This window comes from Pseudomonas sp. B21_DOA (assembly GCA_030544685.1).
Classification (GTDB): Bacteria; Pseudomonadota; Gammaproteobacteria; order Pseudomonadales; family Pseudomonadaceae; genus Aquipseudomonas; species Aquipseudomonas fluorescens_AO.
In genome coordinates this window covers 4,558,295-4,576,944 of record CP086683.1, presented here as the reverse complement: position 1 = coordinate 4,576,944, position 18,650 = coordinate 4,558,295, and the positions used below count along the sequence as shown (strand labels likewise).

The window sequence follows — 18,650 nt, the reverse complement described above, 5'->3', positions numbered from 1 at the left end:
AGGAGTGAGCCTGCTCGCGATAGCGGTGGTTCAGGCAGTGTCGTAGTCACAGACAGAACGCTATCGCGAGCAGGCTCACTCCTACAGAATTCAATGGTGCACCCGGAGGTTCAGCGCTTGGGCGGGCTCAGCTTCTGGTAAAACGCCAGCCATTTCTCATGACAGGCGTCAGCCTCGCTAAGAGCGGGCGCCATCAGGGCTTCCCGCAGCGCTTGGGCTTCATGGGCGTCGAACAGATGCCGGACGGCGGTGCTGGCGATGGCGTTGACTTTGTTGGAGGAAAAGCTGTCAGGCACTGCGGTGCGCGTTTGTTCCTCCAACGGTGCCCCTTGAATTTCGAGGCGAGTGATAAACGCTTTACAGGTAGCGTTTGCGCGAGGCTCGGTGCCATGCCGGTAGGCTTCGGCGTCGAAGGGCAGCGCTTTCGCCGGTTCTTTCGCGGCCGATGGCTTAAGTACAGCGATGTCGACATCACGGCGCAAAACCACTTCATTTCTGCGGGTGAAAATTTCAAATACTCGGGTCGGGGTTCCGTGCAACAGCGCGAGGATGGCAAACGGGGCAGCGTCGGCAGTTGATGTGCTCGCGCTGGGCGATGCAGAGCGCAGGGCAAGCAATTCCAGCCGGTGTTCTTCGATATCGAGCCTTTGTGCCAGCGGCAGACGGCAAATCGCCTCCTTGATCAGGGCAATGTGGGCCTCTTTCATTTGCACGACGCGGGCCTCAAGTGCGGTTTTGAACAGGCTCGCGACGTTGTTCAATCGGGCAAAGGACGCGTTCATGGTGGTCAGCGACAACTGTTCACTGCTTGATTGCCAGGCCTTCATATCGTCCGAGAGCTTGCCGGCCACGTGCAATTGGCTCAGCGAGTAAAGCGGCGCAGAAGCTTGTCCGTGTGATTCCGAGAGAGACAGTGCCTTGGCCTCCAGATACGGATTATCAGCAAACACGTTGCGCAGATCCGACTGCGCGATTGTTGCAGGCGTGGGGAAAGACGCCAGAAAGGCCCGATGGTATAAGCCGCGCATCAACCGATTGTGACTGCGAAAAACCCGATCGGCGCGCTTCAGCGTCGCGGCGTCGTACACCGTGACCGGGCATTCGGCATTACGCTGGATCAATCCTCTGGCGACCGCCCAGTCAACGATCACCGAGGCGCAGGCTTCACCGCGCAGAAACTTGTAAAAATCCGCAGGCGCCGGGCCTTTCGTCAGGGCACTGAGTTGTCCGAACGTCATCAGGCGGGCCACACCAGGGAAACGACTTTCAATGTAAAGCACGACCTGTTTCAACCTGACCCAGCGCAGGCAACTCATGTAAGCGATGAATGCCGGAATATCGCGTGTGAGGAATTCCGGCGCCATGGCCGACAGCAGAAGATGGGTCGCCAGGGTCTTGTTTTTGATCGGTGCCAGGCCGGGTTGCCGATCAATGAAACGTCGTACTTCATCGTAACGCTCGCCCCAGAAATCGCTGTCCTCCAGACGCTGGCCGATGATGCGGTTCAGGTCCTCGCCGGCGCTCGGCTCCAGACTGAGAATCAACGCAGCGAGCAACAGGCGGTCGCGGTTGGTCGCCACCAGACGCTTGTTCTGGCCCGGCGGCGCGAGCTTTGCAAGCAGTTGATTGCCCAATGTGCGCGCGCGTGGCGTGATCAGGATACAGCTGATCAGGTAGTCGGCCTTGGCCTTGAGCGTTGCAAGCGGCAAGTCGGTATCGACGCCTTCGCTCAGATAGTCGATCAACGGTACCGAGTCCTTGGGCAAAAACGATTGGGTGGTGTCGATGACGATCTGGCGTTGCGCAGCGCTGAATCGCTCGGTCCGGGTGCCGGGCTGGCCTAGCAGGTACCAGTGGTTCATGTGCCCGGGGCGCATGTGCAGATTGATCTTGTTCCAGTGGGCAAGCGACAGGGCCTGTTGAATAGTGCTCGGCAGCGGCAACTCGTAGAATCGCAGCATCTGCGCGAGCGTGACTCGCCCGTTGGAGCGCAAGGCGCCGCCAGCTTTGCGTGCCTTGACTTTGAGTTTGTCGCGATAGAGCTTCAGGTCCGCGTGGCCTTCTACCTGTGCCGTTAACGTGATCCAGCCTTGCGCACTGGCAGTGCCGACATGACCGGATTCAGTCACCAGCAGTTGACTGTCTGCGGGTAAGCCGCGCTGCCGCAGAATGCTCTGAAAATCGGCGTTGGAACTGAGTAGTTGCAAGTCACTCTGGCCGTCTGCGATCCATTCTGCCAGCGCAGACTCCGGATGCGGGTCACTGAACTCCTCGTAATCGATCCTGGCCGTCGGTGGCTTGTTCCAGCTCAGTGCTTCCAGGCGCTTGACGATGTGCCGAGCGTCTTCCAGATCAGCGAAGTCTTCGCGATAGCGGCGGATGGGCGCGCCAGTCTGCACGTAGTCGCTGACGTAGGGCAATTGCGGCCAGCGCTGTTGTCGCAGGCGTTGCGCCAGCGCTTTGGCTGCTTCGGCGTCCTCTGGCAAAGCAAACTCGTAGCGACGCAGGAGTTCGCCCAGTTTGAGGCGAGGCCCTCTGACGGGAGCGGAAACAGAAGCCGAAGTGAGTGTTACCGGCGTGTCGAGAAAGCCTCGCTGCTCGAACGGATCGCTCGCCAGCAGCACCTCGTCGATTCGCTCGGCGATGGCCTGTAAATCCTCCAGTTGCGCGTTGCGCTCCTTGACCAGCGCTGAAGTGGTCTGGCCGTTTTCATCAATGGCGGCCAGACCGGTTTTCTTCAACTCGGCGACGAGGACTCGGGCCTGAATCTGGTTTTGCGGTTCCGGATAACCGTAGAACGCCAGCACCACTTGCCGTGGAAAGCGATACAGCGGGTTGGCGGACTTGCCGCCGATATAGGGCAGGCCTGACCCGGCGGGGTCGATGCGCTGGGAAATCGACAGCAGCATCGGCGCCATCTGCCACCAGCCGGAATCATCTTCCAGCCGAAAGGTGCGTACGTCGCTGGAGCCGTTCGAGGGAATCTGCGCTTGCAGGGTATCGCCCTTGATCTGCAAGGTATCCAGATCGATATGGAAGCGGCTGGCCCAGTCGAGGAATTCGGGGCGTTCGAGGGCAGTCCAGTAAAGCTCCATCCATTCGCGCAGCAGGCACGGACGGGGCACCTCCAGCGTACGCGCCGGTCCGGCGGCGCTGACCACCGGTACGGCAGTCAATTCCGCGATGAGGTTCTGGATCAATGTCTGTTCATGTACCGGTGTGTCGTCCATCTGCGCCTCCCTGGCGGCTGATAAGCATCGAGCGCCGAGTATCAAAGGCAGGGCAGGGTGGGTGGCGGTACATATGTAGTTGGGCGAGCTTTTCCGCAGGCATAAAAAAACCCGCCAGAACCGGCGGGTTTTTTATCGGCTACAGAAAGATCACTCTTCGATGTTGCCCATCGCGGTGGTGTTGAAGCCGCCGTCGACGTACATGATTTCACCGCTGATGCCCGACGCCAGGTCGGAGCACAGGAAGGCGCCGGCGTTGCCGACTTCTTCGATGGTGACGTTGCGGCGCAGTGGGGTTTGCGCTTCATTGGCAGCCAGCATCTTGCGGAAGTTCTTGATGCCCGACGCGGCCAGAGTACGGATCGGACCGGCCGATACGCAGTTGACGCGGGTGCCGTCCGGGCCCAGGAGCCGGCCAGGTAACGCACGCCAGCTTCCAGCGAAGCCTTGGCCATGCCCATCACGTTGTAGTTCGGCATGGTGCGCTCGGCGCCCAGGTACGACAGGGTCAGCAGGCTGCCGTTGCGGCCTTTCATCATTTCGCGACCGGCTTTGGCCAGGGCCACGAAGCTGTAGGCGCTGATGTCGTGAGCGATGCGGAAACCTTCACGGGTGGTGGCTTCGGTGAAGTCGCCGTCCAGTTGGTCGCCCGGGGCGAAGCCGACGGAGTGGACGATGCAGTCCAGGCCGTCCCACTTCTTGCTCAGTTGTTCGAAGACCTTGGCGATTTCTTCATCGCTGGCCACGTCGCACGGGAAGCACAGCTCAGGGCTCGAACCCCAGCCTTGTGCGAACTCTTCGACGCGACCCTTGAGTTTGTCGTTCTGATAAGTGAAGGCAAGCTCAGCGCCCTCGCGATGCATGGCGGCAGCGATGCCGGATGCGATGGACAGCTTGCTGGCGACACCGACGATCAGTACGCGCTTACCGGCGAGAAAACCCATGTGTTGCTCCTCTTTCAGGTTATTGCGCAGTGGCTGGTGCCAGAAAAGCGGCTTCCAGCAACTGCTGTGTATACGGATGTTGGGGGCGGCAAAAATACTTTGCGCGTCTCCCTGTTCGACCACTTGGCCATGCTTGACCACCATCAGCTGGTGGCTCAGCGCTTTGACGACAGCCAGGTCATGGCTGATGAACAAATACGTCAGGTTGTACTTGGCTTGCAGTGAACGCAACAGCTCCACCACTTGCCGCTGCACCGTGCGGTCGAGCGCCGAAGTCGGCTCGTCCAGCAGGATCAGCGCCGGTTTCAGCACCAGGGCCCGGGCAATGGCGATTCGCTGCCGTTGCCCACCGGAAAATTCGTGGGGGTAGCGGTGCCGGGTTTCCGGATCCAGACCTACCTCCTTCAATGCCGCGATGATCGCCGCTTCCTGTTCGGCTGCGGTGCCCATCTTGTGTATCCGCAGGCCTTCGCCGACGATGTCGTTGACGCACATGCGCGGGCTCAGGCTGCCAAACGGGTCCTGAAACACCACCTGCATTTCCCTCCGCAGCGGGCGAACCTCACTCTGCGTCAGGCAGTCTAGCTGCTTGCCTTCAAAGCGGATCGCGCCTTTGCTGCCGATCAGACGCAAAATCGCCAGACCGAGGGTGGATTTGCCGGAGCCACTTTCGCCGACGATCCCCAGGGTCTGGCCCTGAGGCAGGCTGAAATTGATGCCGTCCACTGCCTTGACGTAATCCACCGTGCGCTTGAGCAGGCCTTTCTTGATCGGGAACCAGACTTTCAGGTCCTCGACTTCGAGCAGCGGCGCGCCGATTTCATTGCTCGCGGGGCCGCCGCTGGGCTCCGCGCCGAGCAATTCCCGAGTGTACGGATGCTGCGGCGAACGGAACAGCTCTGCGCACGATGCCTGTTCGACGATGCAACCGCGCTGCATGACACATACGCGATGCGCAATTCTTCGCACCAGGTTCAAATCGTGACTGATCAATAGCAGCGACATGCCCAATCGAGCCTGAAGTTCCTTGAGCAAATCGAGGATTTTCAGCTGAACGGTCACGTCCAGCGCCGTGGTCGGTTCGTCGGCGATCAGCAGTTCCGGCTCGTTGGCCAGGGCCATGGCGATCATCACCCGTTGCCGCTGGCCGCCGGACAATTCATGGGGCAGGGCCTTGAGGCGCTTGTGCGGCTCGGGAATGCCGACCATTTCCAGCAACTCCAGCGTGCGTTTGGTCGCGACTTTGCCGCTCAGACCCTTGTGGATGCCGAGCACTTCATTGATCTGCTTTTCGATCGAGTGCAGCGGATTCAACGAGGTCATCGGCTCCTGAAAGATCATGGCAATGCGGTTGCCACGGATGTGACGGATGGTCTTCTCGCTCAAATCCAGCAGGTTCTGCCCGGCGTACTTGATGCTGCCGGCCGGATGCCGCGCCATCGGGTAGGGCAGCAGGCGCAGGATCGAATGCGCCGTGACCGATTTGCCCGAGCCCGATTCGCCGACCAGCGCCAGGGTCTCGCCGCGCTTGATGTCGAAGCTCACGCCTTCGACCACACGGTGTACGCGCTCGCCGAAACCGAATTCGACGGCGAGGTCGCGCACTTCGATCAGATTGTCCTGATTCATTTCACTTCCTCGGGTCGAAGGCATCGCGAGCGGACTCGCCGATAAACACCAGCAGACTCAACATCAGCGCCAGCACGGCAAACGCGCTCATGCCCAGCCACGGCGCCTGCAGGTTGGATTTGCCTTGCGCGACCAGTTCGCCCAGCGACGGACTGCCGGCCGGCAAGCCGAAGCCGAGGAAGTCCAGCGCGGTCAGGGTGCCGATGGCGCCGGTGAGGATGAAGGGCATGAAGGTCATGGTCGAGACCATGGCGTTGGGCAGGATGTGACGGAACATGATCGCGCCGTTCTGCATGCCCAGCGCGCGGGCCGCGCGCACGTATTCGAGGTTGCGGCCACGCAGGAACTCGGCGCGCACCACGTCGACCAGGCTCATCCACGAGAACAGCAGCATGATCCCCAGCAGCCACCAGAAATTCGGCTGGACGAAACTGGCGAGGATGATCAACAGATACAGCACCGGCAGCCCCGACCAGATCTCGAGAAAACGCTGCCCGGCCAGATCGACCCAGCCGCCGTAGAAACCCTGTAGCGCCCCGGCGATCACGCCAATGATCGAGCTCAACACGGTCAAGGTCAGCGCAAACAACACGGAAATGCGGAAGCCGTAGATCACCCGCGCCAACACGTCGCGGCCCTGATCGTCGGTGCCCAGCAGGTTGTCCGCCGAGGGCGGCGCCGGGGCCGGGACTTTCAGGTCGTAGTTGATGCTCTGATAGCTGTAGGGATCGGCGCCCACAGAATCCACGCGTCCTTAGCCTTGAGCAGCTCACGGATGTACGGACTCTTGTAGTTGGCTTCCAGCGGGAATTCGCCGCCGAAGGCGGTTTCCGGGTAGCGCTTGATCGCCGGGAAATACCAATTGTTGTCGTAATGCACGACCAGCGGCTTGTCGTTGGCAATCAGCTCGGCGCCCAGACTGAGGCCGAACAGGATAAGAAACAGCCACAGCGACCACCAGCCACGCTTGTTGGCCTTGAACAGTTCGAAGCGTCGGCGGTTGAGAGGGGACAGGTTCATCTCAATGCTCCCGGCTTGCAAAGTCGATGCGCGGATCGACAAAGGTGTAGGTCAGGTCGCCGATCAGTTTCACCACCAGCCCGAGCAGGGTGAAGATGAACAGCGTGCCGAACACCACCGGGTAATCGCGGTTGATCGCCGCTTCGAAACTCATCAGGCCGAGGCCGTCGAGGGAGAAGATCACTTCCACCAGCAACGAGCCGGTGAAGAAAATACCGATGAATGCCGATGGGAAGCCGGCGATCACCAGCAGCATGGCGTTGCGGAACACGTGGCCGTAGAGCACGCGATGGCGGGTCAGGCCTTTGGCCTTGGCGGTGACCACGTACTGTTTGTTGATCTCGTCGAGGAAGCTGTTTTTCGTCAACAGAGTCATGGTCGCAAAGTTGCCGATCACCAGCGCCGTCACTGGTAATGCCAGATGCCAGAAGTAATCGAGGATCTTGCCGCCCAGGCTCAGCTCATCGAAGTTGTTCGAAGTCAGCCCGCGCAGGGGGAACCAGTCCAGATAACTGCCCCGGCAAACACCACGATCAGCAGGATCGCAAACAGAAAAGCCGGGATCGCATAGCCGACGATGATCGCCGAACTGGTCCAGACGTCGAAGTGGCTGCCGTGCCGCGTGGCCTTCGCGATGCCCAGCGGGATCGACACCAGGTACATGATCAGCGTGCTCCACAGCCCCAGCGAAATCGACACCGGCATCTTTTCCTTGATCAGGTCGATGACCTTGGCGTCACGGAAGAAACTGTCGCCGAAATCCAGCTGCGCGTAGTTCTTGACCATGATCCACAGGCGTTCCGGGGCCGATTTGTCGAACCCGTACATGTGCTCGATTTCCTTGATCAGCGCCGGGTCCAGCCCCTGCGCGCCACGATAGGACGAGCCGGCCACCGCCACCTCGGCACCGCCGCCGGCAATCCGGCTGGTGGCGCCTTCGAAGCCTTCGAGCTTGGCGATCATCTGCTCGACCGGCCCGCCGGGCGCGGCCTGGATGATCACGAAGTTGATCAGCAGGATGCCGAACAGGGTCGGGATGATCAGCAGCAGTCGCCGAAAGATATACGCCAGCATCTGATTACTCCGTGCCCGCAGGGTCGGCTTGCAGTTGGGTTTCGACTTCTACGGCAGGCTTGGCGTCAGGCTTGACCCACCAGGTGTTGATGCCGATGTCGTACTTGGGCGAGGTTTTCGGGTGGCCGATGTGGTTCCAGTAGGCCACGCGCCAGCTCTTGATGTGCCAGTTCGGCACCACGTAGTAGCCCCATTGCAGCACCCGGTCCAAGGCCCGAGCGTGGGCCACCAGGCTTTTGCGCGAGTCGGCGTTGATCAGGCTTTCCACCAGTTGGTCGACGGTCGGATCCTTCAGACCCATGCTGTTGCGGCTGCTCGGTTTGTCGGCGGCGGCGCTCATCCAGTATTCGCGCTGCTCGTTGCCCGGCGAGTTGGACTGCGGAAAGCTGCCGACCATCATGTCGAAGTCCCGCGAACGCACGCGGTTGATGTACTGCGAGACGTCAACGCGGCGGATCACCAGATCAATGCCGAGGTCGCTGAGGTTGCGCTTGAATGGCAGCAGCACGCGTTCGAATTCGGTCTGGGCGAGGAGGAATTCGATCACCACCGGTTTGCCGGTGGCGTCGACCATTTTGTCATCGACAATCTTCCAGCCGGCCTCTTGCAGCAGTTGATATGCCTCGCGCTGCTGGTTGCGGATCATGCCGCTGGCGTCGGTCTTGGGATTTTCGAAGGCTTCGCTGAATACCTGGGCCGGCAGTTTGCTGCGGAACGGTTCGAGGATCTTCCGTTGCTCGGCGTCGGGCAGGCCGGTGGCGGCCATTTCCGAGTTCTCGAAGTAGCTGCGAGTGCGCACGTAAGCGCCGTTGAACAACTGCTTGTTGGTCCATTCGAAATCGAACAGCAGCCCCAGCGCCTGACGCACGCGCACATCCTGGAACACCGGGCGGCGCAGGTTGAAGACGAAGCCCTGCATGCCGGTCGGGTTGCTGTTGGGGATCAGTTCCTTGATCAAACGGCCCTCGGTGACCGCCGGAACGTTATAGGCGCTGGCCCAGTTCTTCGCGGTCATTTCCAGCCAATAATCGAACTGCCCGGCCTTCAGCGCTTCGAGGGCGACGGTGTTGTCGCGGTAATAGTCGGTGGTCATCGTGTCGAAGTTGTAGAAGCCACGGTTGACCGGCAAGTCCTTGCCCCAGTAATCCTTGACCCGCTCGTAACGTACCGAACGGCCGGCCTTGACTTCGGTGACCTTGTACGGGCCGCTGCCCAGCGGGATTTCCAGATTGCCCTTGTTGAAATCGCGACTGGCCCACCAGTGTTTCGGCAGGACTGGCAACTGGCCGAGGATCAGCGGCAGTTCGCGGTTGTTGCTGTGCTTGAACTTGAACAGTACTTTCAGCGGATCTTCGGCGATGGCTTCGGCGACGTCGTTGTAGTAGCCGCGAAACATCGGCGAGCCTTCCTTGGTCAACGTCTCGAAGCTGAACACCACGTCTTCGGCACGCACCGGGTGGCCGTCGTGAAAGCGGGCCTCGGGGCGCAGGTAGAAACGCACCCAACTGTTGTCGTCGGCTTTTTCGATTTTGCTGGCGATCAGGCCGTATTCGGTAAACGGCTCGTCGAGGCTGTGTTTGGTCAGGGTGTCGTAGATCTGGCCGATGTCATCGGCCGGCACGCCTTTGTTGATGAACGGGTTGAGGCTGTCGAAGCCACCGAACCCGGCCTGACGAAACACGCCGCCCTTGGGCGCATCGGGATTCACGTAGTCGAAATGCTTGAAGTCGGCCGGGTATTTCGGCGGCTCGTTGTACAGGGTCACGGCGTGTTGCGGGGCGGCCCAGGCCAGCCCGGCGAACAGCAAGCCGCCGGCCTGCACGAGCAGGGTGCGAACAGCGTTCATCGATCTTTCTCCGAAGACTTCAGCCACCATGCGCTCAGGCCCAGGGTGTAGGGCGGCGTGGTGACAAAGGCCAACCGGTTGCGGTAGGCCAGACGGTGATAATTGAGGTACCAGTTGGGAATGCTGTAGTGCTGCCAGAGCAGCACGCGGTCGAGTGCCTTGCCGGCGGCGACCTGCTCGTCGCGGGTGCGCGCGGCGAGCAACTGTTCGAGCAGGTGATCGACCACGGGATTGGCGATGCCCGCGTAATTCTTGCTGCCCTTGACGTTCACCTGGCTGGAGTGGAAATACTGCCACTGCTCAAGGCCCGGGCTTAAGGTCTGGCCAAGGGTCATCGAGATCATGTCGAAATCGAATTGATCGAGGCGCTGTTTGTATTGCGCACGATCGACGGTGCGCAGGCGCGCGTCGATGCCGATGCTGTTGAGGTTCTCGATGTACGGCTGATAAAGACGCTCCAGGCTCGGATTGACCAGCAGCAGTTCGAAGCGCAGCGGTTGGCCATCAGCGTTCTGCAAGCGCTGGCCGTGGAGTTTCCAGCCGGCTTCGGCAAGCAGGGCGAGGGCCTTGCGCATGGTCTCGCGCGGAATGCCACGGCCGTCGGTTTTCGGCAGGGTGAACGGCTCGGTGAACAGCCTGGCCGGGAGCTGATCCTTGTACGGCTTGAGCATCAGCCATTCATGCCCGACCGGCAGGCCCGAGGCGGTGAATTCGCTGTTGGGGTAGTAACTGGTGGTGCGTTGATACGCATCACTGAACAACGCGCGGTTGGTCCATTCGAAGTCGAACATCAGGCCCAGCGCCTCGCGAGTCTTTACGTCCGAGAACGTCGCGCGGCGGGTGTTCATGAACAGGCCCTGAGTCTGGGTCGGGATCTGATGCGGGATCTGCGCCTTGATGACATCGCCACGCCGTACGGCGGGGAAGTTGTAACCATTGACCCAGTTCTTCGCCTGATGCTCGATGTAGATGTCGAACTCACCGGCCTTGAACGCTTCGAAGGCCACATCGCTGTCGCGATAGAACTCGACTTCCATGCGATCGAAATTGTACTTGCCGCGATTGACCGGCAGGTCCTTGCCCCAGTAATCCTTGACCCGTTCGAAAATCAGCTGCCGCCCCGGCGTGACTGACGTGATGCGGTACGGCCCGCTGCCCAGCGGCGGCTCGAAGGTGGTGGCCTTGAAGTCACGGTCTTTCCAGTAATGCTGCGGCAGTACCGGCAGCTCGCCCAGGCGCAGGATCAACAGCGGGTTGCCCGAGCGTTTGAGCACGAAACGGATGCGCTGTTTGTTGAGGATGTCGACCCGCAGCACTTCCTGCAGGGCCGTGCGATACAGCGGATGACCGTCCTTGAGCAGCGTTCGATAGGAGAACGCCACGTCGTAGGCGGTTATCGGCGCGCCGTCGTGAAAGCGCGCTTCGGGGCGCAAATTGAAGACGACCCAGCTGCGATCTTCGCTGTACTCCACCGATTGCGCGATCAAACCGTAACTCGACGCCGGCTCGTCGCCGGACGGCGAGTACTGCTCGGTACCGACCATCAGCGGCTCGTTGAGCTCGTTGATGCCGTACTGAAGAAAATTGGCGGTGGTGACCGGGCTGGTGCCCTTGAAGGTGTACGGATTGACCGTATCGAAGGTGCCGAACGCCATCACCCGCAACGTACCGCCCTTGGGCGCTTGCGGGTTGACCCAGTCGAAGTGGGTAAATCTGGCCGGGTACTTGAGCGTGCCGAACTGCGCATAACCATGACTTTCGGTAATCGTCGCGCTTGCGGGTGAGCTCAAGGCCAGGCTGATCAGGAGCAGGGAGAGGGCACGCTTCAAGTCAGATCCGATCCAGCGGCTTGGGCTTTGTGGGCCGTACAGTAACAGCTTGTCTGGACAGGAAAAAGATGCGGGTTAATGCCGGGTTAATCGGTACACGATGTTGAGCTGATTTGTTTCTGTGGTGGGGGTTATCTGTGGCGAGGGATTTATCCCCGCTGGACTGCGCAGCAGTCCCCTTCTTCAAGATGCAGAAAAAACGGGGCCGCTGCGCGCCCCAGCGGGGATAAATCCCTCGCCACAGTGTTCCACCTGGCACAAAGCAATCGGCAATAAAAAGCCCCTGAATTCAGGGGCTCTTCAATCAGTGCGGCTGATAAACCGTGAGCATTTGCCCAGGCTTGAGTGCCTTGCCCGCACCCGGGTTCCAACGCTTGAGATGCTGCATCTCAACGTTGAACCGCTTGGCCACCACGTACAGGGTGTCGCCGCGCTTGACCTTGTACTGGGTCTGCTGCTTGCTCTCGTCCTTGCCTTTGGTCTTGGTATTCGCCGCGACCACGGTGTTGACCCGGCCGGACTTGCGCGCCGGTGCGCGCTTGGTGTTGTCCTGCATGACCAGGGTCTGGCCGACCTTGAGGTTCTTGCCGGTCAGCTTGTTCCAGCGCTGCAGATCCTTGACTTCGACCTTGTTGGCCTTGGCGATGGAGCCGAGATTGTCGCCACGCTTGACCCGATAGGCACGCTTGAGCTGCGCCACTTCCGACGGGTCGGCGCCTTCGAACACCGGTTTCAGCGAGCGCGGGCTGATCAGCTCGTCCGGGCGCATGGTCTGCAGACTCGCGGTCAGCAGTTGTGCCTTGGACGTCGGCACCAGCAAATGCTGCGGGCCGTCGATGGTGGTGCGCTGTTTGAACGCCGGGTTGAGCTGGAACAGTTCGTCTTCATCGATGTTGGCCACCGCAGCGACCTTGGACAGGTCCATGCGCTGGTTGATTTCGACAACCTGGAAGTACGGTTCGTTGGCGATCGGGTTGAGGTTGACGCCGTAGGCTTCCGGCGCCAGCACCACTTGCGACAGTGCCAGCAGTTTCGGCACATAGGCCTGGGTTTCCGCCGGCAGCGGCAGGTTCCAGTAGTCGGTAGGCAGGCCGAGCTTTTCGTTGCGCTCGATCGCCCGGCTGACCGTACCTTCACCGGCGTTGTAGGCCGCCAGAGCCAGCAGCCAGTCGCCGTTGAACATGTCGTGCAGGCGAGTCAGGTAATCCATCGCTGCCGTGGTCGAGGCGGTGATGTCGCGACGACCGTCGTAGAAGCGGGTCTGGCGCAGATTGAAGTAACGCCCGGTGGACGGAATGAATTGCCACAGGCCCACCGCATCGGCGCGGGAATACGCCATCGGGTTGTAGGCGCTCTCGATCACTGGCAGCAGGGCCAGTTCGAGCGGCATGTTGCGTTCTTCGAGGCGTTCGACGATGTAATGAATGTAGAGGCTGCCGCGTTCGCCGGCATTCTCGAGAAAAGAGGGATTACTGGCGAACCACAGGCGTTGTTGCTCGATGCGCGGATTGACGCCAAGGCCTTCTTGCAACTGAAAGCCCTGGCGCATGCGTTCCCAGATGTCCTGGGGCGCCACGGGAGTGGGCTTCTCGGTCAGCCAGATCGGCTTCTGCTTGGCTCGCGCAGCAATGTTCGGCGTGTGCGTCGCTTCAGTCTGCGGAGCGTGGCTGGAGCAACCCGCCAGCGTGGCGGACACAGCCACCGCGATGGCTTGCGCCAGGCGGGTCAAAGCATCTGAATTGACGGACTTACGTATGGATGACGACATTGGCTGGAAGTAAGTTCCGGGCAAAAATGTCGGGCGATTCTGAAAGCGCACCCCTGCGGTCAACCATTGAGAATTTTTGCCCCTGCCGACGCGGTCGTCAGAACGTGTCTTTCCATGCCCGCAGAGCCGCAAAAACCTCACTCGGCGCCCGGTTTTGAGCGCCTTCCCGTTCGTCCACTTTTTGTGTAACCAATGTTTCAGAAGTGCGTAAAAACGGATTGGTGAGCTTTTCCAGAGCCAGCGTCGACGGCAGGGTCATCACGCCGTTCTGCCGTTGCTGAGTGACCTTTTCCAGACGGGCGGCAACATGCCGATTGCCAGGCTCGACGGCGGCGGCAAACTTCAGATTGCTCAAGGTGTATTCATGGGTGCAGTAGACCAGGGTATCTTCCGGCAGAGCCGCGAGCCGGCTGAGCGAGTGGTACATCTGCTCGGGCGTACCTTCGAACAGCCGGCCGCAACCGGCGGCGAACAGGGTATCGCCGCAGAACAGCAGGCCATGGTGGTAATAAGCAATATGTCCCAAAGTGTGACCGGGCACCGCGTAGACTGCGAAGTCCCAGCCGAGCACGCTGACCCTGTCGTTGTCTTTCAGCGCTACGTCGCGCGCCGGGATGCTTTCGCTGGCCGGGCCGTAGACCTTGGCGCCGGTCGCCGCTTTCAGGCGCTCGACACCGCCGACGTGGTCATGGTGATGGTGGGTGATCAGAATATCGCTGAGCACCCAGCCCGGATGAGCCTCGAGCCACGCCTGCACCGGGGCGGCATCGCCCGGATCGACCACCGCGCAGCGCTGGGTCTGATGATCCTGTAACAACCAGATGTAGTTGTCGGTGAACGCGGGCAGGGCACTGATCTGTATCATCGTCGGAATTCGCCAAGCGGAAAACATTGGCGCATCTTAGTAGTTCCTGGCGCGTTGGAGAATGACATGACCGATAAAGCGTTCGCTCAGGCCGATCCCGACTGGCTGGCATTGATCAGCGCCGCCCGCGAATGGCTGTCGGGGCCGCTCGGGCAATTTCTGCTGGATGAAGAGCGGCGCATGCTCGACGACGAGCTCGGCCGGTTCTTCGGCGGTTATCTGGTGCATTACGGCCCGTCCGCCGAAACCCCGCCGGCGGCGCCGCAAGTGCAGCGCAACGTGCGTCTTGGCGCGCCGTTGCCCGGCGTCGAGATCGTTTGCGAAGAGCAGGCCTGGCCGTTGAGCGAGCATGCCGCCGACGTGGTGGTGATGCAGCACGGTCTGGATTTCTGCCTGTCGCCCCACGGTTTGCTGCGTGAAGCGGCGAGCAGCGTGCGCCCTGGTGGTCATTTGCTGATCATTGGCATCAATCCTTGGAGCACTTGGGGCCTGCGGCATTTCTTCGCCAATGATGCCCTGCGCAAGGCGCGCTGCATCTCGCCGTCGCGGGTCGCCGACTGGCTCAATCTGCTCGGCTTCGCGCTGGAGAAACGCCGCTTCGGATGCTATCGTCCGCCGCTCGCGTCGCCCACGTGGCAGCACCGTCTGGCTGGCTGGGAACGCAAGGCCGGTGACTGGCAGCTGTCCGGCGGTGGCTTCTATTTATTGGTGGCGCGCAAGATCGTGGTGGGGCTCCGGCCATTGCGCCAGGAACGCCGCGAGCCGATGGGCAAGCTGATTCCGCTGCCGATGGCCAAGGTCAACCGCCGCCGCATCGAACCGTAAACCCTCTTTTATTTGTGGCCGGGCTTGTCCCGGCCGCGGTCATTGTCGATCCGTGATTGGCAGGACAGGCATTTTTCTGGAAAGACTGGCATGAGCGAAAGCGTGGAAAGCGTCGACACCGTAGAACTGTTCACTGACGGCGCCTGCAAGGGCAACCCCGGTCCTGGCGGATGGGGCGCGCTGCTGGTGTGCAAGGGCGTCGAAAAGGAGCTGTGGGGCGGCGAGGCCAACACCACCAACAACCGCATGGAACTGCTCGGCGCGATCCGCGGCCTTGAAGCACTCAAGCGCCCCTGCGACGTGCTGCTGGTGACCGACTCGCAGTACGTGATGAAAGGCATCAACGAGTGGATGGCCAATTGGAAGAAGCGCGGCTGGAAGACGGCCGCGAAAGAGCCGGTAAAGAATGCCGACCTGTGGAAAGAGCTGGACGAGCAGGTCAATCGGCACAAAGTCACCTGGAAGTGGGTGCGCGGGCACATTGGCCATCACGGTAACGAGCGGGCTGACCAGTTGGCCAATCGTGGGGTGGATGAGGTTCGCGGTTACAAGCAGAGCTGATTTCGCTTTCTAATCGTGGCGTGGCCGTTCGCGAGCAGGCTCGCTCCACAAGGTTCGAGTCCAGCGTGTTAACATCCGCGCCTTTGCCCGATTGACCCGTTGAGAGCTGAGCACTGATGGCCACCAGATCCGTTGTACTCGATACCGAAACCACCGGCATGCCGGTGACCGATGGTCACCGGATCATTGAAATCGGTTGCGTCGAACTGATCGGTCGGCGCCTGACGGGCCGGCATTTCCACGTTTATCTGCAACCGGATCGCGAAAGCGACGAGGGTGCGATCGGTGTGCACGGCATCACCAACGAATTCCTGGTCGGCAAGCCGCGCTTTGCCGAAGTTGCCGACGAGTTCTTCGAGTTCATCAAAGGCGCGCAGCTGATCATCCATAACGCGGCGTTCGACGTTGGCTTCATCAACAACGAATTCGCTTTGATGGGCCAGCATGATCGCGCCGACATCACCCAGCATTGCACCATCCTCGACACCCTGATGATGGCCCGGGAACGTCACCCGGGGCAGCGCAACAGCCTCGATGCGTTGTGCAAGCGCTACGGCGTCGACAACTCCGGCCGTGAACTGCACGGCGCCTTGCTCGACTCGGAGATCCTTGCCGACGTCTACCTGACCATGACCGGCGGCCAGACCAGCCTGTCGCTGGCCGGCAACGCCTCCGACGGCAATGGTACGGGCGAGGGCGCGGACAACTCAGCCACGGAAATCCGTCGTCTGCCGGTCGATCGCCAGCCGGCGCGCATCATCCGTGCGACCGAAGAAGAACTGGCGGCGCATCTGGTGCGGCTGGAGATCATCGCCAAATCGGCGGGGGCGCCGGCGTTGTGGACGCAGATTGCCGAGGCTGATGCGCAGGTCTGAAAGGTCTAAAGATCAAGATCAAAAGATCGCAGCCTTCGGCGGCTCCTACGGGGATTGCATTCCATAGTAGGGACCAGGAAGGCAGCGATTTTTTGCGTTTGGCGACATGGAGCCAAGTTGCCACTCTCGCCACATTCGCTGCAACCCTCTACCCTGAGTGCACTGGTCAGGTGCAAATCTGCCGCCTCAGGACACTGAGCCCCATGTACAAAGAGTTGAAATTTGCGCTGGCAATCATCCATCGCGACAGCAAGGTCGACACTGTCGGCTGCGTCAAGGAATGAGGACTTTTCCCAGTATGCAACCGGTCATGAATCCGAAATACCCAGGGTTGTCGGTGCGCGTCGCCGACGAAGGTTTCGCGCCGTATATCTGGGGCAGTGACTTCAGTTTCGAGGTCGCCGCCTATGGTGCTGCCGCGATCGGCAAACCGGTCGAGCAGTGGCCGGTGACGCCGATAGTGCCGTACCGCAAGTGCTATGGCATCGATCCGGAAGAGTTCAGCGCCTTTCACAACGCGCCCGACAGCGCGATTTTCATGGCGTATCTGGACGACGAGCCGGTCGGCCACCTGGTGATCAGCACCAACTGGAACGGCTTTGCCCACATCGATGAACTGGCTGTGCATGCCCCGGCCCGTCGCCATGGCGTGGCCAAGGCGTTGCTCGATGTCGCGCAGTTCTGGAGTCGCAAGAAAAAGCTGCCGGGCATCATGCTCGAAACCCAGAACAACAACCTCGGCGCCTGTCGTCTGTATGAACGTTGTGGTTATGTGATCGGCGGCATCGACCAGTTGCGCTATCGCGGCATTGATGCGCACACCGCCGAGGTCGCCCTGTTCTGGTATCGCCTGTTCGACAATCCGCTGGAAAAACCACTCAGCTCGACAACATCGCCTCGGCTTGTTCCGTGACGATGGCCAGCAGTGCCTGAATTGCCGCCGACGGCGTGGCATGTTTGAAGGTCAGGGCGTAGAGGTTGATCGGCACTGCCGGTGAGAGCGGGCAGGCGTCAAGCCCACTGGTGCGAGCGCCCAACGCGGTGAAGGGGTCGACGATGGCCAAACCTTCGCCGGCCTCGACCATGCTGCGCATCATCTGATGGGTCTGCACACGGGTCTGAATGCTTGGCGCCGGACGCAAGGCCTGGAGCTTGTTTTCCAGCGCCGGGCTGAGCGGGTCCTGACCTTCGAGACCGACCATGGCCTGACCGGCCAGGTCTGCCAGGGATATGTATTTCTGCTTGGGTTGCAGCCAGCCGTGCGGAGCGAGCAATTGCAGCTTGCCCTGGGCCAGCGATTGGCAGTGGATATCGGGGTGTTCAGGGTCGTGCAGGCTCAGGCCCAGATCGCTTTCGCGCAATAACAGGCTGCGGACGATGTCGCGAGTCGGCGCGCTGAGCAGGCTGCAAGGTGCGTCGGGCAAGCGCCGACGCAGGGTCGCAAGGCTTTGTGGCAGTAATTGCTGGGCCAGCGGCGGGGTGCCGATGATGCGCAAGGGCGGGGCGAGGTACTGCTTGAGGCTGCTGGCCAGCCGCTGCACTGGCTCCAGCGCCTCATAAACGTGCGCGATTTCCACTTGCAGGGCGCGCGCTTCGGGGGTCGATTGCAAGCGCCCGCGGACGCTGGCAAACAGCATGAATCCCAGCTGACTCTCGGCTTCGCGCAAACGCTCTTCGACCTCGGTCACCGGCAATTGCAGCCATTCGGCGGCGGTGCCCAGGTGACCGGTCTGCAAGAGCGCCTGAATCACTTCGATGTGGCGTAAACGCATGCGTGAAGTCCATGTTCAGCAAGTGGGGTCAGACGCTGAATCCTACCCCAAGTCCGCTCGCATGACTTCTGCTCATAACGCCGGGTTATTGAGCGACAGTTGGCTCAGGTTCACGGATCAGGGTAATGCCTGATTGAACCAGGAGAAACTCGCTGTCACTGACCTTATTGACCCGATCGCCAATGGCCAGTCTGTAAATGGGCTCCGAGCCAGTGGATCCGTCTGCAGACGGGTTCGATTCCTGGAATTCATGCACGGAATAAACGCGGCCTTCCGCATCTCTTGCATGAAACTGACCGACGAGTACTGCTGCCATCTGCTTAGAACCTCTGGAGATAAAACGCTTGATTTGCGGCTTTGTAGACCGTCATCAAGCTTGGTAAGTTTTCCTGCAGGAAAAAATATTCCCCGC

At 60.7% G+C, this 18,650-nt stretch carries 11 protein-coding genes and 4 pseudogenes; 4 read left to right on the top strand and 11 right to left on the bottom strand.

Translation table 11 applies throughout. The annotated features are described in order from the left end of the window. Positions 1 to 110 precede the first annotated feature (110 nt). From LJU32_21095 to gloB, 9 genes and pseudogenes are all read right to left on the bottom strand, one after another. A complete protein-coding gene (locus LJU32_21095) occupies positions 111 to 3,230 on the bottom strand; it encodes a hypothetical protein (protein WKV88034.1) in 3,120 nt (1,039 codons plus the stop codon). Positions 3,231 to 3,380: 150 nt separating this feature from the next. Next, positions 3,381 to 4,174 (bottom strand): annotated as a pseudogene (fabI, locus tag LJU32_21090) (enoyl-ACP reductase FabI). A 19-nt stretch (positions 4,175 to 4,193) separates the two neighbouring features. Beyond that, positions 4,194 to 5,803: pseudogene (locus LJU32_21085) on the bottom strand (ABC transporter ATP-binding protein). 1 nt (position 5,804) lies between these two features. After that, positions 5,805 to 6,823: pseudogene (locus LJU32_21080) on the bottom strand (ABC transporter permease). Between the two features lies 1 nt (position 6,824). Next, positions 6,825 to 7,897 (bottom strand): annotated as a pseudogene (locus LJU32_21075) (microcin C ABC transporter permease YejB). A 4-nt stretch (positions 7,898 to 7,901) separates the two neighbouring features. Further along, a complete protein-coding gene (locus tag LJU32_21070) occupies positions 7,902 to 9,743 on the bottom strand; it encodes an extracellular solute-binding protein (protein ID WKV88033.1) in 1,842 nt (613 codons plus the stop codon). Further along, entirely contained in the window at positions 9,740 to 11,572 is a 1,833-nt protein-coding gene (locus tag LJU32_21065; GenBank protein WKV88032.1) for an extracellular solute-binding protein, read from the bottom strand. Before LJU32_21065 ends, LJU32_21070 begins: the two co-directional genes overlap by 4 nt. Before the next feature lie 304 nt (positions 11,573 to 11,876). Then, a complete protein-coding gene (locus LJU32_21060; protein ID WKV88031.1) occupies positions 11,877 to 13,340 on the bottom strand; it encodes a transglycosylase SLT domain-containing protein in 1,464 nt (487 codons plus the stop codon). 97 nt (positions 13,341 to 13,437) lie between these two features. Further along, on the bottom strand, positions 13,438 to 14,205 hold the full coding sequence (gene gloB, locus LJU32_21055) for a hydroxyacylglutathione hydrolase (protein WKV88030.1): 768 nt from the start codon (positions 14,203 to 14,205) through the stop codon (positions 13,438 to 13,440). A gap of 66 nt (positions 14,206 to 14,271) precedes the next feature. Here gloB and LJU32_21050 point away from each other — a divergent pair, with 66 nt between their 5' ends. From LJU32_21050 to LJU32_21035, 4 genes are all read left to right on the top strand, one after another. Continuing rightward, positions 14,272 to 15,030, top strand: a complete 759-nt coding sequence (locus LJU32_21050) for a class I SAM-dependent methyltransferase (GenBank protein ID WKV88029.1) — start codon at positions 14,272 to 14,274, stop codon at positions 15,028 to 15,030. 90 nt (positions 15,031 to 15,120) lie between these two features. After that, a complete protein-coding gene (gene rnhA, locus LJU32_21045; protein ID WKV88028.1) occupies positions 15,121 to 15,591 on the top strand; it encodes a ribonuclease HI in 471 nt (156 codons plus the stop codon). Between the two features lie 116 nt (positions 15,592 to 15,707). Then, positions 15,708 to 16,466 (top strand): DNA polymerase III subunit epsilon, encoded by a 759-nt coding sequence (gene dnaQ / locus LJU32_21040; protein ID WKV88027.1) that lies wholly within the window; start codon positions 15,708 to 15,710, stop codon positions 16,464 to 16,466. Between the two features lie 298 nt (positions 16,467 to 16,764). Continuing rightward, a complete protein-coding gene (locus tag LJU32_21035; GenBank protein WKV88026.1) occupies positions 16,765 to 17,379 on the top strand; it encodes a GNAT family N-acetyltransferase in 615 nt (204 codons plus the stop codon). Here LJU32_21035 and LJU32_21030 read toward each other — a convergent pair. After that, a complete protein-coding gene (locus tag LJU32_21030; GenBank protein ID WKV88025.1) occupies positions 17,345 to 18,238 on the bottom strand; it encodes a LysR family transcriptional regulator in 894 nt (297 codons plus the stop codon). The two genes, LJU32_21035 and LJU32_21030, sit on opposite strands and share 35 nt — an antisense overlap. Positions 18,239 to 18,323: 85 nt before the next feature. Beyond that, positions 18,324 to 18,554: a hypothetical protein gene (locus LJU32_21025; GenBank protein ID WKV88024.1), complete on the bottom strand. Its 231-nt coding sequence runs from the start codon at positions 18,552 to 18,554 to the stop codon at positions 18,324 to 18,326. Positions 18,555 to 18,650: the final 96 nt, after the last annotated feature.

Excerpts from the sequence above, each read along its gene's own strand:
- LJU32_21095 (WKV88034.1), bottom strand. The coding sequence starts at position 3,230 with ATGGACGACACACCGGTACATGAACAGACATTGATCCAGAACCTCATC.
- LJU32_21070 (WKV88033.1), bottom strand. The coding sequence starts at position 9,743 with ATGAACGCTGTTCGCACCCTGCTCGTGCAGGCCGGCGGCTTGCTGTTC.
- LJU32_21060 (WKV88031.1), bottom strand. The coding sequence starts at position 13,340 with ATGTCGTCATCCATACGTAAGTCCGTCAATTCAGATGCTTTGACCCGC.
- gloB (WKV88030.1), bottom strand. The coding sequence starts at position 14,205 with ATGATACAGATCAGTGCCCTGCCCGCGTTCACCGACAACTACATCTGG.
- rnhA (WKV88028.1), top strand. The coding sequence starts at position 15,121 with ATGAGCGAAAGCGTGGAAAGCGTCGACACCGTAGAACTGTTCACTGAC.
- LJU32_21050 (WKV88029.1), top strand. The coding sequence starts at position 14,272 with ATGACCGATAAAGCGTTCGCTCAGGCCGATCCCGACTGGCTGGCATTG.
- LJU32_21030 (WKV88025.1), bottom strand. The coding sequence starts at position 18,238 with ATGCGTTTACGCCACATCGAAGTGATTCAGGCGCTCTTGCAGACCGGT.
- dnaQ (WKV88027.1), top strand. The coding sequence starts at position 15,708 with ATGGCCACCAGATCCGTTGTACTCGATACCGAAACCACCGGCATGCCG.
- LJU32_21025 (WKV88024.1), bottom strand. The coding sequence starts at position 18,554 with ATGGCAGCAGTACTCGTCGGTCAGTTTCATGCAAGAGATGCGGAAGGC.
- LJU32_21035 (WKV88026.1), top strand. The coding sequence starts at position 16,765 with ATGCAACCGGTCATGAATCCGAAATACCCAGGGTTGTCGGTGCGCGTC.